This window comes from Oryzihumus sp. JJN4-3R, assembly GCF_057747915.1.
In genome coordinates, this window is sequence record NZ_CM173229.1 from 4,034,348 (window position 1) to 4,049,242 (window position 14,895).

Annotated in this window: 15 protein-coding genes; 6 read left to right on the top strand and 9 right to left on the bottom strand. The window is 73.1% G+C overall.

The annotated features are described in order from the left end of the window. Positions 1-6: 6 nt before the first annotated feature. Positions 7-789, top strand: coding sequence for an ABC transporter ATP-binding protein (locus AC3ANM_RS19265; protein WP_488286022.1), 783 nt, complete (start codon positions 7-9; stop codon positions 787-789). Then, positions 765-2,345, top strand: a complete 1,581-nt coding sequence (locus tag AC3ANM_RS19270) for a hypothetical protein (protein ID WP_488286023.1) — start codon at positions 765-767, stop codon at positions 2,343-2,345. Before AC3ANM_RS19265 ends, AC3ANM_RS19270 begins: the two co-directional genes overlap by 25 nt. Positions 2,346-2,363: 18 nt before the next feature. On the opposite strand, the gene ppgK is transcribed toward AC3ANM_RS19270, so the two are convergent. Together ppgK and map are read right to left on the bottom strand one after the other, a co-directional pair. Then, positions 2,364-3,125 carry a polyphosphate--glucose phosphotransferase gene (gene ppgK / locus AC3ANM_RS19275; protein ID WP_488286024.1) on the bottom strand — a complete coding sequence of 254 codons (762 nt, stop codon included), beginning with the start codon at positions 3,123-3,125 and terminating at the stop codon, positions 2,364-2,366. A 17-nt stretch (positions 3,126-3,142) separates the two neighbouring features. After that, positions 3,143-4,006: a type I methionyl aminopeptidase gene (gene map, locus AC3ANM_RS19280; protein WP_488286025.1), complete on the bottom strand. Its 864-nt coding sequence runs from the start codon at positions 4,004-4,006 to the stop codon at positions 3,143-3,145. A 51-nt stretch (positions 4,007-4,057) separates the two neighbouring features. On the opposite strand from map, the gene AC3ANM_RS19285 reads away from it, so the two are divergent. After that, the gene (locus tag AC3ANM_RS19285; protein WP_488286026.1) at positions 4,058-4,246 is read left to right on the top strand and encodes a methionine aminopeptidase; all 189 of its coding nucleotides are present in this window, start codon (positions 4,058-4,060) and stop codon (positions 4,244-4,246) included. A 132-nt stretch (positions 4,247-4,378) separates the two neighbouring features. On the opposite strand, the gene AC3ANM_RS19290 is transcribed toward AC3ANM_RS19285, so the two are convergent. The 3 genes from AC3ANM_RS19290 to AC3ANM_RS19300 are packed head-to-tail and all read right to left on the bottom strand — an operon-like array spanning position 4,379 to position 7,156. Next, positions 4,379-5,008 carry a class I SAM-dependent methyltransferase gene (locus AC3ANM_RS19290; protein WP_488286027.1) on the bottom strand — a complete coding sequence of 210 codons (630 nt, stop codon included), beginning with the start codon at positions 5,006-5,008 and terminating at the stop codon, positions 4,379-4,381. Between the two features lie 10 nt (positions 5,009-5,018). Then, on the bottom strand, positions 5,019-6,320 hold the full coding sequence (locus AC3ANM_RS19295; RefSeq protein ID WP_488286028.1) for an MFS transporter: 1,302 nt from the start codon (positions 6,318-6,320) through the stop codon (positions 5,019-5,021). Further along, on the bottom strand, positions 6,317-7,156 hold the full coding sequence (locus tag AC3ANM_RS19300; RefSeq protein ID WP_488286029.1) for a hypothetical protein: 840 nt from the start codon (positions 7,154-7,156) through the stop codon (positions 6,317-6,319). Before AC3ANM_RS19300 ends, AC3ANM_RS19295 begins: the two co-directional genes overlap by 4 nt. A 92-nt stretch (positions 7,157-7,248) precedes the next feature. Here AC3ANM_RS19300 and AC3ANM_RS19305 point away from each other — a divergent pair, with 92 nt between their 5' ends. Then, positions 7,249-7,776 (top strand): 2'-5' RNA ligase family protein, encoded by a 528-nt coding sequence (locus AC3ANM_RS19305; RefSeq protein WP_488286030.1) that lies wholly within the window; start codon positions 7,249-7,251, stop codon positions 7,774-7,776. On the opposite strand, the gene AC3ANM_RS19310 is transcribed toward AC3ANM_RS19305, so the two are convergent. Both AC3ANM_RS19310 and AC3ANM_RS19315 read right to left on the bottom strand, forming a co-directional pair. Next, entirely contained in the window at positions 7,766-8,767 is a 1,002-nt protein-coding gene (locus AC3ANM_RS19310; protein ID WP_488286031.1) for a TIGR03557 family F420-dependent LLM class oxidoreductase, read from the bottom strand. The genes AC3ANM_RS19305 and AC3ANM_RS19310 overlap by 11 nt on opposite strands. Positions 8,768-8,885: 118 nt before the next feature. Next, positions 8,886-9,956: a M36 family metallopeptidase gene (locus AC3ANM_RS19315; RefSeq protein WP_488286032.1), complete on the bottom strand. Its 1,071-nt coding sequence runs from the start codon at positions 9,954-9,956 to the stop codon at positions 8,886-8,888. 206 nt (positions 9,957-10,162) lie between these two features. Between AC3ANM_RS19315 and AC3ANM_RS19320 the strand changes: the two genes are divergently transcribed. Next, the gene (locus tag AC3ANM_RS19320) at positions 10,163-10,756 is read left to right on the top strand and encodes a helix-turn-helix domain-containing protein (RefSeq protein ID WP_488286033.1); all 594 of its coding nucleotides are present in this window, start codon (positions 10,163-10,165) and stop codon (positions 10,754-10,756) included. Position 10,757: 1 nt separating this feature from the next. Beyond that, on the top strand, positions 10,758-12,041 hold the full coding sequence (locus AC3ANM_RS19325) for an MFS transporter (RefSeq protein WP_488286034.1): 1,284 nt from the start codon (positions 10,758-10,760) through the stop codon (positions 12,039-12,041). Here the strand turns inward: AC3ANM_RS19325 and panB are convergent. After that, a complete protein-coding gene (panB, locus tag AC3ANM_RS19330) occupies positions 12,027-12,896 on the bottom strand; it encodes a 3-methyl-2-oxobutanoate hydroxymethyltransferase (protein WP_488286035.1) in 870 nt (289 codons plus the stop codon). The genes AC3ANM_RS19325 and panB overlap by 15 nt on opposite strands. 49 nt (positions 12,897-12,945) lie before the next feature. Continuing rightward, the gene (locus AC3ANM_RS19335; protein WP_488286036.1) at positions 12,946-14,691 is read right to left on the bottom strand and encodes an NAD+ synthase; all 1,746 of its coding nucleotides are present in this window, start codon (positions 14,689-14,691) and stop codon (positions 12,946-12,948) included. Positions 14,692-14,895: the final 204 nt, after the last annotated feature.

Genomic DNA, 14,895 nt, shown 5'->3' on the forward strand with positions numbered 1-14,895 from the left:
TCGCACATGGACGCCAGGGGACCCGATGACGCTGCCCTGAGCCTGCGCGGGCTGAGCAAGCGGTTCGGGGCCACCGTCGCGGTGGACGGGCTCGACCTGGACGTCCCGCGCGGCTCGTTCTACGGCTTGGTCGGCCCCAACGGCGCCGGCAAGACGACCACCCTGTCGATGGCGACCGGCCTGCTGCGTCCCGATGCCGGGACCGTTCACCTCCTCGGGGGCGACGTGTGGGCCGACCCGGTGCGGGCCAAGCGGCTCGTGGGGATCCTGCCCGACGGCCTGCGCCTGTTCGACCGCCTCACCGGCGAGCAGCTGGTCACCTACGCCGGGCTGCTGCGCGGCATGGACCGGGCGGTGGTGGCCTCCCGGACGGGGGAGCTGCTGGAGGCGCTCGGCCTGGCCGAGGCGGCCCGCGTGCTCGTCGTCGACTACTCGGCCGGCATGACCAAGAAGGTGGCGCTGGCCAGCGCGCTGGTCCACGCCCCGCGGGTGCTGGTCCTCGACGAGCCGTTCGAGGCGGTGGACCCCGTCTCGGCGTCCACCATCCGCCAGATCCTCACCGGATACGTCGGCTCCGGTGGCACCGTCATCCTGTCCAGCCACGGGATGGACCTCGTGCAGCGCCTGTGCGACCACGTCGCGATCGTCGCCGCCGGGTGGGTCCGGGCGGCCGGCACGCTCGAGCAGGTCCGGGAGGGCAGCTCCCTGGAGGACCGGTTCGTCGAGCTGGTCGGCGGTCGCACCGACATGGGGGAGGCCCTCGCGTGGTTGCGCACCTCCTCCGACTGAAGCTGCTGCTGCTGCGCAACAGCCTGCGCCGCAGCACCGCCCAGCTGGTCGGCATGGTGCTCGGCGGTCTCTACGCGCTGTTCCTCGTCGCGACCGGCATGGCCGGCCTGGTGGCCCTGCGGTTCGCCGCCGACCCGCAGACCGCCCGCGCGGTGGTGGTGCTCGCCGGCGGTGCCGTGACGCTGGGCTGGGTGATCGTGCCGCTGGTCGTCTCCGGCGTCGACCAGACCCTGGACCCGGTCCGCTTCTCCACCTACGCCGTCCCGCGGCGCGACCTGGTCCTGGGCAACCTGCTCGCCGGGGTGGTGGGGGTGCCTGGTGCTGCGGCTGCGGTGCTGGCCCTGGCCACCGTGGTCACCTTCTCCCGCTCGCCGGGCGCCGTCGTCCTGGCCCTCGTCGGCGCCGTGGTGGCGCTGCTGACCTGCGTGGCGCTCAGCCGGGCCGTCGCCACGGCGGCCGCGGCGCTGCTGCGCAGCCGTCGCGGCAAGGAGGTCGCCACGGTCGTCGGCATGCTCGTCGTGGTCTCCCTTGGCCCGGCGGTGTCGGTCACCTCAGAGCACGCCGAGTCGTTCTCTGCGCTGGTCCGCGTGCTGGTGCCCGTCGTGTCGTGGACGCCGTTGGGGCTGCCATGGGCCGTCGGCGGTGACGCGTCCGTCGGCGACTGGGGCACCGCCACGGTGCGCCTCGTGCTCGCCCTCGGGGTGCTCGCCGCCGTGCTGGCGGCGTGGTCGCGAGCACTGCAGCGCGCGGCGGAGAACCCCCGCGAGGGCGGCGGGCCCGGCGCCGTCGGCTCCGGCCTGGGCTGGTTCGCCCGGGTGCCCGCCACTCCGACCGGGGCGGTCGCCGCGCGGGCGCTGACCTACTGGCGCCGTGACCCGCGCTACCTGGCGGCCGTGGGCCTGATGCCGCTGCTGCCGCTCGGCCTGCTGGTGCCCAACCTCGTGGGCCAGGGCCGGCACCCCACGCTCGGCCTGCTCATGGCGCCCACGATCGGCTACCTGCTCGGCTATGGCCTGCACAACGACCTCGCGTATGACGGGACGGCCTTCTGGGGGCACCTCGCCACCGGGGTGGCCGGCGTGGCCGACCGGGTCGGCCGGATGGTCCCCACCGCGGTCCTCGGGCTGGTCCTCGTGCCGCTCTACGCCGTCATCGGCTGCGCCGTGGCCGGGCGCGCGCAGGCCCTGCCGGCGGTCCTGGGCTGCGGGCTGGCCCTGCTGCTGGGCGGCTTCGGGCTCTCCAGCGTCGTGAGCGCGCTCAAGCCCTATCCCGTGCCGGGGCCGGGCGAGAACCCGTTCTCCTCACCGACCGGGGCCTCGGGCCTGACCCTGCTGGTGCAGGTGGTCACCAGCGTTGTGCTCACCCTGCTGGTCTCGCCGGTCCTGGTCCTGGCCGGGCTGGCGGTCTGGGGCGGCCGGCCCGGGCTGGCGTGGGTGGCCCTGGGGCTGGGAGCCGGCCTCGGCACGGCATACCTGCTGGTCGGGGTGCGCGTCGGGGCGCGCGTGTTCGACCGGCGCGGGCCGCAGCTGCTGGCCGACCTGTCCCGAGCCCGCTGACCTGGCGAGCCGGGCGGGTCAGTGGCCGGGGTTGGCCGCGTGCCAGGCGGCGCCGACGATGCCGGCGCTGTTCTCCAGCTGGGCGGCCACGACCGGGGCGCGCAGGTGCAGCAGCGGCAGGAACTTCTCGGCCTTCTTGGACACGCCGCCGCCGATGACGATGAGGTCTGGCCAGAGCAGGTTCTCCAGGTGGGCGTAGTAGCGCTGCAGCCGCTCGGCCCACTCCTCCCACGACAGGTCCTCGTTCTCGCGGGCGGCCGAGGAGGCGCGGGTCTCGGCGTCGTGGCCGTCGAGCTCGAGGTGGCCCAGCTCGGAGTTGGGGATGAGCACGCCGTGGTTGAGCAGCGCGCTGCCGATGCCGGTGCCCAGGGTCGTCATGAGGACCAGCCCGGCCACGTCGCGCGCGGCCCCGTAGTGCAGCTCGCCGACCCCGGCGGCGTCGGCGTCGTTGACCACCGTGACGGGCCGGCCGAGCCGCTCGCTGAGCAGGTGGGCCGCGTCCGCGCCGATCCAGGACGGGTCGATGTTGGCGGCGGTGCGCACGACGCCGCCGACGACCACCGCGGGCACGGTGACGCCGATGGGGGAGTCACCGGTGGCGTCCTCGAAGTGCTCGGCGATCTCGGCGACGACCTCGGCCACGGCCTGGGGCGTGGACTTCTCCGGGGTCTCGATGCGCTTGCGCTCGAGGGCGAACTCCCCGGTCGCCAGGTCCACCGGGGCGCCCTTGATGCCGCTGCCGCCGATGTCGATGCCGAGGGGGTGGTGCGTGCGGGACATGACGCCTCCAGGTCAGCTCAGGGCAGGGTGAGGATCTCGTTGCCCGACTCGGTGATCAGGATCGTGTGCTCGAACTGCGCCGACCGCTTGCGGTCCTTGGTGACCACGGTCCACTGGTCGTCCCACATCTCCCACTCGTGGGTGCCGAGGTTGAGCATCGGCTCGATGGTGAACGTCATGCCGGGCTCGATGACCGTGCTGTAGGCCGGGGCGGCGTCGTAGTGGGGCACGACCAGGCCGGAGTGGAAGGCCGTGCCGATGCCGTGGCCGGTGAAGTCGCGCACCACGCCGTAGCCGAACCGCTTGGCGTAGCTCTGGATCACGCGGCCGATGATGTTGATCTCACGCCCGGGGACGGCCGCCTTGATGCCGCGCATCATGGCCTCGCGGGTGCGCTCCACCAGCAGGCGGGACTCCTCGTCGACGTCACCGCACAGGTAGGTCGCGTCGGTGTCGCCGTGCACGCCGCCGATGAACGCGGTGATGTCGATGTTGACGATGTCGCCGTCCTCGAGGCGGCGGTCGTCGGGGATGCCGTGGCAGATGACCTCGTTGACGCTGGTGCACAACGACTTCGGGAAGCCGCGGTAGCCCAGCGTGGACGGGTAGGCGCCGTGGTCGAGGAGGTACTCGTGGCCGATGCGGTCGATCTCGTCGGTGGTCACGCCCGGCGCGATGGCCTTGGCGGCCTCCTCCATCGCCTGCGCGGCGATGCGCCCGGCGACCCGCATCTTCTCGATGGTCTCGGCGTCCTTGACCTCGGGGCCGTCGTACTTCGCCGGCGCCGGGCGGTCGACGTACTCCGGCCGGGCGATCGAGGAGGGGACGGGGCGACGCGGGCTGATCGTGCCGGGTGCAACGGTTGCGTAGGTCAGCGGCATACGGTGGAGTCTGGCACGAGCACGAGTGACGAGCGCACACAGGAGGGTCGAATGGCTTACTGGTACAACGTCGACAAGGGCCAGGTCGAGGACGACAGCAACAAGAGCAGCGGTGACCAGCTGCTCGGTCCCTACACCTCGCAGGACGAGGCGTCCAAGGCCCTCGAGCACGCGCGGCAGAACACCGAGAAGTGGGACGCCGAGGACAAGGCCTGGGACGACGCGGGCCTGGAGGACTGACCTCGCCTCACCGAGCGCCCGAGACGGCCCGTCCACCCCGCGGACCCGCGGTGGGACGGGCCGTTTCGTGTGTCCGGCGGGGTGCGGCCACCGTGCCGGTATGCCGGCCGGGCCGGTCTGGCAGTCGGCGCCTCAGGGCGCCAGGTGCACGCTGACGGCGTAGCCGGCCGAGGGGCTCCACGGCTCGCGGTCCCACGTGGCGAAGCGGTCCACGAGGTCGAGGCCGGCGTCGGCGCACGCCCGGTCGTAGTCGGCCAGCGGCGTGACCGGGCAGCCCGGCGGCAGGTGGGCCGGGTCGAGGCCGAAGCCGCTCACCAGCAGCCCGTCCGTGCGCAGGTGGGCGGTCAGGCGCGCGAGCGTCCCGCGCAGCGTCCCCGGCGCCAGCAGGGGCATGACGTTGCCGGCGGCGACGATGACGTCGAAGCGCTCGGGCTCCCCGGCGGCCGCGAGGTCGAGCGTGGCCAGGTCGGCCAGCACCCACGGCAGGTCCGGTCCGCTGCTGCGGGCCACCGACAGCATCGAGGCGTCGACGTCGGTGCCGACGCAGTCGTAGCCGAGCTCGGCGAGGCGGATGGCCACGCGGCCGGTGCCGCACCCGGCGTCGAGGATGCGGGCGGGCGCTGGCAGCAGGGCGGTGCAGAACGTCGCCTCCCCGTGCACGTCCTGACCGGACGCGGCGAGCGCCGCGAACCGCGCGGCATACCGCTCGCCGCCGGCGTCGCCGGCGATCTCGGACCAGCGGGTGCGGGGTGTCTCGTTCACGGGCCCCACTCTAGGAGGCGGTCTCGCGCTCCTCACGCTCCTGCCGGACCCGGCGCTCGTGCACGGCGTGCTCGTCGGTGCGCGAGTCATAGCGCCAGAAGTCGCGCAGCCACGCGGCGGTCAGCCCGACTCCGGCCACGCACAGCAGTCCGCCGCTGGTGATCGAGGCGCGGACCCCGAAGCGGTCGGCCACCAGGCCGGCGCGGGCCTGGCCGCCGAGCGGGCCGAGGGAGTAGGAGAGCATCTCGATGCCGGCGAGGCGGCCGCGCATCGAGTCGGGAATCGTCTGGTGCCAGATCGTGCCCCGAAAGATCCCGCTGACCATGTCGGCGGCGCCGGCGACGGCGAAGCAGACGAGCACCAGCGCCAGGTTGGTCGTGAGGCCGGCCAGCGCGACGGCGGCGCCCCAGCAGGCGGCGGCGATGACGACAGCCCGGCCGTGGTGGTGGACCCGGGCCGTCCAGCCCGAGGTCGTCGTGGCGATGAGGCTGCCGACGGTGCCGACCGAGACCAGCAGGCCGTAGGCGCCCGGCGCGTGCAGGACGGTGGCGGCGAGGGCGGGGTAGAGGACGGTCGGCATCGCGAGGAACATCGCCACGATGTCGATGAGGTAGGTGCCCATGAGGTCCTTGCGGCGCACGGCGTAGCGCAGCCCCTCGGCGATGCCGGACAGGCTCGGCGGGTTGCTGCGGTCGGTGGCCGGGTAGCGCCCGAGCCGGGCGAACAGCAGGCTGGCGATGGTCATGCCGCTGACGTCGATGGCGAAGCACCACGTCACGCCGACCGCCTGGATGAGCAGGCCGCCGATCGCGGGGCCGGCGAGCAGGCCCACCTGCATGCTTAGCGACGACAGCGCGACCGCCGCCGGCAGCTGCTGGTGGCGGACCGTGCGCGGGATCAGGGCCTCGCGCGAGGGCCGCTGCAGCGACTGGGCGGCCGAGAGCACGGCGCCGATGACGTAGATCGGCCAGACCTGCGGGTGCGGCAGGAACGCGTTGAGCACCAGCCCCAGGGTCAGCACCGCCTGGGCGATGCCGGAGCCGAGGACCATGGTGCGCCGGTCCACGTGGTCGGCCAGCGCCCCGCCCCACAGGCCGAACACGACCAGCGGCACGAGCTCGACGATGCCGAGCAGGCCGACGGCGAAGTTGGAGTGCGTGAGGTGGAACAGCTGGTAGGGGACGGCGACGTAGCTGACCATCCCGCCGAGGTAGAAGACCGTGCCGGCCCAGAACAGGAGCCGGAAGTCGCGGGACTCCCGCAGCGGCGTGGTGTCGACACGCAGCCGTGCCAGGCGTTCCCCAAGACTCACGGCCGTGATGATCCCAGAGACCCGGTGTGCCGGTCGCCGGCTTTTCGGGGACCGCTCGCCAGGAGCCAGGTGAGGGCGGTCGTCCCGGCGAAGCCGAGCGTGCCACCGGCCAGGGCGATGGGCGCCGCTGCCCTCAACGCGGCCCCGCCGGCAGCGCCACCGGCGAGGGTGGCGGCTGTTGCTGCTGCGGCGATGCCGACGAGGACGGTGCCGATGGCGCGCCACCAGGAGGTCGTCAGCCGGCGGCGGGGCGGTCCGAGCGCGCCGTCCAGTCGGATGATCACCGGGAGCGTGGTGGCCAGGCACAGGGCAGCGGCGGCGACGGCCCCCCAGGCGGTCTCGGCGAGGAACAGGCCTATCAGGCCCACGGCGGACCAGCCGAGGCACACGACCACACCGAGGACGGCGGACAGCGCGATGTGCGCGACCGGGCGGCCCGGGGTGGACGCCGGGACCTTCCGCCGGGCGCGCCGCCACAGCAGGACCACGCCGACGTCCAGGCAGGCGAGCGCGCCCACCAGCACCGCGCCGATCAGCCACGACCGTGCCTCGCTCTGGTAGGCGTGGACGCTGCCCCCGAGTGAGCAGGTGACCCGTGGCGGGAAGAACCGGGTCTCCTTCGCGAAGGGGCCCGAGGCCGCGCTGCTGATGCCGCCGGAGGAGTCCAGGGCGCACTGCTCGCCCGGGTCGAACCAGCCCGGCCCGTCGAGGCTGGCCGAGGCCACCAGCAGGGCGACCACGCCGAGGCCGACGAGCCAGGCCCCCGGGGCCACCCGGTCCCGGGCGGGCGTGAAGGGACGCGCGGAGGTGCGTGGCGGCATTCCGGTCGGGGTCACCCCTGCATCCTGACCTGGGCGCCGGGGCGACGGGCGGCCGGACACGCTGCGACGATGACCCGGACCGACGGGGACGAGGCGGGGAGGACGTGATGGCGTTCGAGGCGGGGCAGACCGGGGTGGTCGTGCCGGTGCCGGACGCGGAGCCGCTGGTGTCCGCGTGGCGCGAGCGGTTCGACCGGTCGGCGCCGCTGGGCGTGCCGGCCCACGTGACGGTGCTCTACCCGTTCCTGCCGCGGGAGCAGGTCGGCGAGGCGGTCCTGGCCGACCTCGCGGCGATCTGCCGCCGCGTGGGGCCGGTCGAGGTGACCTTCCGGCGCACCGGCTGGTTCGAGGAGGCCGACGTGCTCTGGCTCGCCCCCGAGCCGGCGGCGCCGTTCGTCGCTCTCACCGAGGCGATCGCCGCGCGCTGGCCGGAGGCGCAGCCCTACGGCGGGGTCCACCGCGAGGTCATCCCGCACCTGACCGTGGCCGAGGCGGCCCCGCCGCTGGAGGTCGAGCGCATGCAGGACGACCTCGCCGCCGCCCTTCCGCTGCGGACGGTGGTCGACCACGCCTGGCTCTACGGGTTCGACGGCCAGGCGTGGTCGCCGGTGCGGGGGCTGCCGCTCAGCGGGTGAGCTTGGGCAGCACGTCCCGGCCGAAGACCTCGATCCACTCGGCCTGGTTGCGCCCGACGTTGTGCAGGTAGACCCGGTCGAAGCCGAGGTCGACGAAGCGCTGGATGTAGGCGCGGTGCTCGTCCGGGTCGGAGGAGATGACCATGCGGCCCTCGAAGTCTTCCGGCCGCACCAGCTTGGCCATCTGGGCGAAGTCGTGCGGGCTGCGGATGTCGGCCTTGGGGAACTTCATCCCGCCGTTGGGCCACTCCGTCATCGCGTTGGCCAGGGCCTCCTCGTCGGTGGAGGCCCACGACATGTGCAGCTGGAGCACCTTGGGCATCGTGTCGGGGTCCTTGCCGGCCTCGCGGGCGCCCTCGGCGAACTTGGCGAACAGGCCCTCGATCTTCTCCAGCGGGGCGCCGACGGTGATGATGCCGTCGGCGAACTTGCCGGTCTTCTTGGCGTTGATCGGGCCGGCGGTCGCGACGAGCACCGGGGGAGCGACCTCCGGCATGGTCCACAGCCGGCTCGTCTCCATGGTGAAGAACTCGCCCTTGTGCTTGATGTCCTTGCCCGCGATCGAGGCGTCGAACAGCTTCTTGATCAGCTCGATCGCCTCGAACATGCGGCGGCTGCGCTCGCCGGCCTCGGGCCAGTAGCCGCCGATCACGTGCTCGTTGAGCGCCTCGCCGGAGCCGACGCCGAGCCACGAGCGACCGGGGTACATCGCCTCCAGCGTCGCGGCGGCCTGGGCGACCATCGCGGGGTGGAAGCGGAAGCTCGGGCAGGTCACGCCGGGGCCCATGTCGCCGCGGGTGCGCTCGCCGACGGCGGTGAGGACGTTCCAGACGAAGGCGGCCTGGCCCTGCTGGGGCACCCACGGCTGGAAGTGGTCGGCGGCCATGCAGCCGGAGAAGCCGTGCTCCTCGGCCAGGGCGGTGAGGTCGACGACCTCGCTCGGGTGGAACTGCTCCAGCATCGCGGCGTAGCCGAACGTCAGGTCGCTCATGGGCACACGCTAACCGCCGACGACCGCCGCCCCCAGTGGAGGGCGGCGGTCGCGGACGTGATCCTCGCGGTATTGCGCCCGGTCGCCTTCGCGTCGTAGGCGAGCGGGCTGTCCGGCCTCAGAAGGTGATGCCGCGGGCGGCGAAGCGGGCGCGGACCAGGTCGGCCGCCTTCTTGCCGTCGCGGGTGAGGGCCTTGTCGTAGGTCGCCTTGGCGGCGGCACCGAACGAGGTGTCGGGGGCGTAGTCGAACTGGCTGTCCACCAGGGTGGTGTCCCAGGCGCGGGTGCCGAGACCGAGCTGCTGGTAGCCCAGGCGGATCTCCCACAGGGCCTGGCTCCAGATCTGGCCGTCGTAGTGGACCTCTCCCTTGCGGTCGGCCACGGTAAGGTTGCGGTCGAAGCGGCGGATGCAGTGCGGCGCGGACGTGTAGGACGTGGAGTCCCAGTCCATCGGGCAGGCCTGCTCGGCCTTGACCGGCCAGCCGTACTGCTGGTCGGCGGCGAGCCCGACGCTCACGCCGAAGTAGTCGCCCCACGCCTCGCCGATCGAGCCGGCGTCCAGGCTGGTGCCGAAGCCGGGGACCTGCGCGGCGTGCACCGCGTGGCCGTACTCGTGGATGATCACCTCCGCGTCCTCGGCGTCGTCGACCCCGCCCTTGCCGAAGCGCAGGAAGTCCTGCTTGTCGGTCTGGTAGCTGTTGTCGATGCCGTACTGGTCGATGCGCACGTCCTGGGCGTGCATGTTCACCGGGCGCAGGGTCGAGCCGAAGCCCAGGGACTGGAGGTACTCCTGGGCCTGGTTGACCCAGAAGTAGGCCATGACCTGCTCGAACCGGTCGTCGTGCCGCGTGTAGCTGAACGTGTTGGTCGTGCTGTAGGCCGCCGGGCCGGTGTTGGTGCGCACGTTGGCCCACTTGCCGGACAGGTAGCCCGAGCCGTCGAGGTTGCGCAGCTGCACGGTCGCGTAGGCGCTGGCGGGCACGGCCGCGTCGGAGTCGCTCTGGTCGGTCAGCGACTCGTCGCCGCTGGACTGCACCGGGTTGACCATGAACACGCTGCCGGTGCCGGTCGTGCTGTCGCTGCCGGGCTTGGTCGCCTGGGCGCTCGGCGCGAGGGTCAGCATCGCCGCCAGGGCGGTGACCGAGGCGGCGGCGAGGGAGGTGGTGCGGGAGGGGCGGGTGACTCTCACGGCGGACTCCTTGACGGTCGGTGGGCCGTCCGGAACGTAACCCGGCTCCGGCACCCCCGCCACCGGTGAGCGCGGGAGGCGGGCCTCCACCAGGCGGAGCATCCCGACCCGCCTCTGAGGCGGAGCCGGACCGCCCCGGAGGCGGGCACGGGGTCTAGTTCGGGGAGGGTATTGCAAGGAGTCTTTCGAAAGAGTACTTTCGACACATGGCGTACGAGCCCCGCACCCTGACCGACGCGCGCGAGCTGCGCGCGATCGCCCACCCGGTCCGCCTCAACATCCTCGAGGCGCTGATGCTCGAGGGGCCGATGACGGCCAGCGAGCTCGGCAAGCGGCTGGGCGAGAGCCCGGCCAACTGCTCGTGGCACCTGCGCAAGCTCGCCGAGCACGGGTTCGTGGCCGAGGCCGAGGGGGGCACCGGGCGGCGGCGCCCCTGGCAGGCCACCCACCGCGGCATGCGCTGGGACGAGGACGAGGGCAGCTCCGAGGCCGTGGTCGCCGGCCGGACCCTGACCCGCGTGGTGCTCGACCGCGAGGTCGAGCGCTTCATCAGGGCCACCGAGTCCCGCTCGGCCGAGGCGAAGGAGTGGCGCGACGCATCCTCCTCGACCCAGTCGATGCTCTGGCTCACCGCCGAGGAGCTCACCGAGATCAACGACCAGCTCGGGGAGCTGCTGCTGTCGAAGATGGACCGGCTCGAGGACCCGAGCCTGCGACCGGAGGGCGCGCGGGTCTGCGCGTTCATGGCCTGGGGGATCCCGGCATACCCGCCGGCGGACGCCCCCGAGAAGGGGGACTGACATGCGAAAAGCATTGACCCACAAGGGGTTCCGGCCGTTGTTCGCCGCCCTGGCGACGAGCATGCTCGGCGACTCGCTCATGCTCATCGTGCTGAGCATGTGGGTGAAGTCGCTGACCGGCTCCAACGCGATGGCCGGCCTCACCTTCCTCTGGGTGGTCGCGCCGTCCCTGGTCGCCCCGGTGTTCGGGATGTATGTCGACCGGGTCCGGCGGCGCACGCTGCTCATCTGGGGCAACGCGGCCTCGGCGCTGGTGGTGCTGCCGTTGCTGCTCGTCCGGGACGCGGGCCAGGTGTGGCTGGTCTGGGCCGTGGCCTTCCTCTACGGCGTCTCCTTCGTGGTGCTCCCGGCGGGCGTCAACGGGATGCTCAAGGAGCTGCTGCCCGAGGAGCAGCTCGTCGAGGCCAACTCCGCGCTGGCCACGACAAAGGAGGGCTTCCGGCTCGTCGGGCCGCTCGTGGGCGCGGCGCTCTTCGCCGCGGTCGGCGGGGGAGCGGTCGCCGCCCTGGACGCCCTCTCGTTCGTGGTCGCGGCCGTCGTCATCGCCCGCGTCCGGGTCGGGGAGGACGCCCCCGAGCGCACCGACCAGCACTGGTGGCGGGAGATGACCGAGGGCGTGCGCCACCTCTGGCACGAGCCGGTGCTGCGGCACCTCCTCGTCGCGCTGGCCCTGACCGTCACCGTGCTCGGGTTCAGCGAGTCGACCGTCTTCGCCGTCATCGACGCCTTCGGCAAGCCGGTGGAGTTCGTCGGCGTGGTCCTCACGGTGCAGGGCGTCGGTGCCGTCGTCGGGGGCCTGACCGCGCCGAGGGTGGTCCGCTGGACCGGCGAGGCGGGCGCCCTGGCCCTGGCCCTCGTCGCCCTGGCGGCCGGCCAGGCCGGGGTTGCGCTGGCGCCGGCGCTGTGGGTGGTGATGCTCTCGACGGTGGCGCTCGGCTGGTCCATCCCCGTGGTCCTGATCGGCTTCACCACCCTGATGCAGCGACGCACGCCCGGCCGGCTCATGGGGCGGGTCTCCACGGCCACCGAGGCCGTGCTCGGCACCCCGCAGACCCTCGGCATCGCCCTCGGTGCCGCGCTGGTCAGCCTGGTCAGCTACCGGGCCATCTTCACGACGATGGCGGTCGTGACGCTCGCGTCGGTGGCCTACCTGGCGATCACGTTGCGTCGCAAGCTGTTCCGGCCCGAGTCGACGACGGTGCGGGCGCGGCAGACGACGACGCCCACCCCCACCGTCGTGCATGCGGGCGTGGGCGTCGAGGTCACGACCTCAGCTCTCGAATGAGTGCTCCGCATCGGGGAACGTGCCCTTGGCGACGTCGTCCGCGTAGGCGCGGGCGGCGTCGGACAGCACCGTGCGCAGGTCGGCGTAGCGCTTGACGAAGCGCGGCGCCTTGCCGCCGCGCAGGCCGGCCATGTCCTGCCAGACCAGCACCTGGGCGTCGCACTCCGGGCCGGCGCCGATGCCGATGGTCGGGATGTGCAGCACCTCGGTCACGCGGGCGGCGACATCGGCGGGCACCATCTCCATGACGATCGAGAACGCGCCGGCCTTCTCCAGCTCGCACGCGTCCTGGACGAGGGCGTCGGCGGTTTCGCCCCGGCCCTGCACGCGGTAGCCGCCCAGGGCGTGCTCGCTCTGCGGGGTGAAGCCGACGTGGGCCATCACGGGGATGCCGGCCTGGGTCAGCAGCTCGACCGCGGGCACGACGTGCTTGCCGCCCTCGAGCTTGACCGCGTGGGCCAGCCCCTCCTTCATGAAGCGGGTCGCGGTCTCCAGCGCCTGCTGCGGGCTGCCCTGGTAGGAGCCGAACGGCAGGTCGGCCACGACCAGGGAGTGGCGGGCGGCGCGGCTGACGGCGCGCACCAGCGGGATCAGCTCGTCGACCGTGACCGGCAGCGTCGTCTCGTAGCCGTAGACGTTGTTGCCCGCCGAGTCGCCGACCAGCAGGACGGGGATGCCCGCCGCGTCGAAGATCTCCGCGGCGTACTGGTCGTATGCCGTGAGCATCGCCCAGCGCTCACCGCGCTCCTTCATCGCCTGCAGGTGCGGGATGCGGATCCGCTTCAGGGGGGTCGCGCCCGCCGCCGGTTCGCCGGGGGCGGCCGGACCGGTGCCGTAGGGGGCTTGCTCGCTCATCGACCAGACTCCTTGGTGGGGTGGGGCTCGGGGGACGTCAGGCTAGGGGTCAGGAGTCCTGCTCCCGCCACCGGCTCGTGATCGGCAACCGCCGGTCGCGGCCGAAGGCCAGCGCGGTGATCTTCGGGCCGGGGGCGAACTGGCGGCGCTTCCACTCGGCACGGTCGACCAGCGAGACGACCTTGTCGACCACCTCGGGGGCGAAGCCGTCCTCGATCAGCTGCGCCCGGCCCTGGGCGCCCTCGACGTAGCGGTCGAGGATCGCGTCGAGCAGGGCGTAGTCCGGCAGCGAGTCCTGGTCGACCTGCCCGGGGCGCAGCTCGGCCGAGGGTGGCTTGGTGATCGAGCTCTCCGGGATGGGGGGCGTCTCCCCGCGGCGGACGGCCTCGGCGTTGCGCCAGCGGGCCAGCTCCCAGACCTGGGTCTTGGGCACGTCCTTGAGCGGGGCGAAGCCGCCGACGCTGTCGCCGTAGAGCGTGGAGTAGCCGACGGCCAGCTCGCTCTTGTTGGAGGTGGCCAGGGTCAGCGGGCCCTCGGAGTTGGAGATGCCCATGAGGATGAAGCCGCGGCAGCGGGCCTGGAGGTTCTCCTCGGCGATGCCGGTCAGGCCCAGCTCGGCGATGAACGCCTTGACCATGGGGGCGATCGGCTGCACGCGGTAGCGCAGGCCGGTCCGACGGGCGAGCTCGGCGGCGTCGTCGCGGGAGTGCTCGCTGGAGTAGTCGCTGGGCATCGAGACGCCCACGACGTTGTCCGGGCCGAGCGCGTCGCACGCGAGGGCGGCCACCACCGCCGAGTCGATGCCGCCGGAGAGGCCGAGCACCACCGAGGTCATGCCGTTCTTGCGGACGTAGTCCCGCAGGCCGAGCGTCACCGCGTGCCAGACCTCGCCGACCGGGTCCAGCCGCGGCGCGAGCGGGGCCGGCAGCGCGGCATACGGGGCGACCGGGGTCTGCGAGAGCACCACGTGCTGCACCCCGGGCGGCAGGCCGGCAGCCGGGTCGACCGTGCTCTCGGCCAGCTCGAGGTCGACGACGAGCAGCTCCTCCTCGAACTGGCGGCCCCGGGCCAGGACCTCGCCGGTGCTGCTCACCACGACCGAGTCGCCGTCGAAGACCAGCTCGTCCTGGCCGCCGACGAGGTTGAGGTAGGCCAGCATGCAGCCGGCCTGCGCGGCGCGGCGTGCGGCCAGCTCCAGCCGGGTGTCGTCCTTGTCCTCCTCGTAGGGGGAGCCGTTGATGACCAGCAGCAGCTCGGCGCCGGCGTCGCGGGTGAGGGCGACCGGCCCGCCCTCCTGCCAGAGGTCCTCGCAGATCGCGATGGCCACGTCGATGTCGCCGACGCGCACCACGGTCAGGTCCGTGCCGGGGGCGAAGATGCGGAACTCGTCGAAGACGCCGTAGTTGGGCAGGTGGTGCTTGGCATACCGCGCCTTGACCTGTCCCTGGTGCAACACCGCGGCGCAGTTCTGGGGCAGCTCGCGGCCGGGGTCACCGTCGAGCGTCGACTCGGGCGCGCGGTCGAGGTAGCCCACGACGACCGGCAGCTCGCCCAGGCCGTCGGCGGCCAGGTCCGCCGCGAGCCGCTCGACGGCTGCCCGGGAGGCGTCCACGAAGCTGCGGCGCAGGGCCAGGTCCTCGACGGGGTATCCGGTGAGGGCCATCTCGGGGAAGGCGGCCAGGTGGGCGCCCGCCCCGGCGGCGCGGGCGGCCTGCTCGCGGATGGCCCGGGCGTTGCCCTCGAGGTCGCCGACGGTGGCGTTCAGCTGGGCCAGGGCCAGTCGCATCTGAGCCATGGCCCGAGCCTAGTGCGGTGGCCGGCGAAGGCGGGTGGTGGCGGGTGCGGCCAGGGGCCGGGACCGGCCGTGACCCGATCGTTGCGCGAAGGCCGGCAAGGCCCGCCATGCCGGTGTTAGAGGGACACATCGACTTTGCCAACGGCATGCCGGGGGCTGACTCAACCTTGTCGAAGTCTTTGCCTGTCGCCTGTCCGGTTCCTG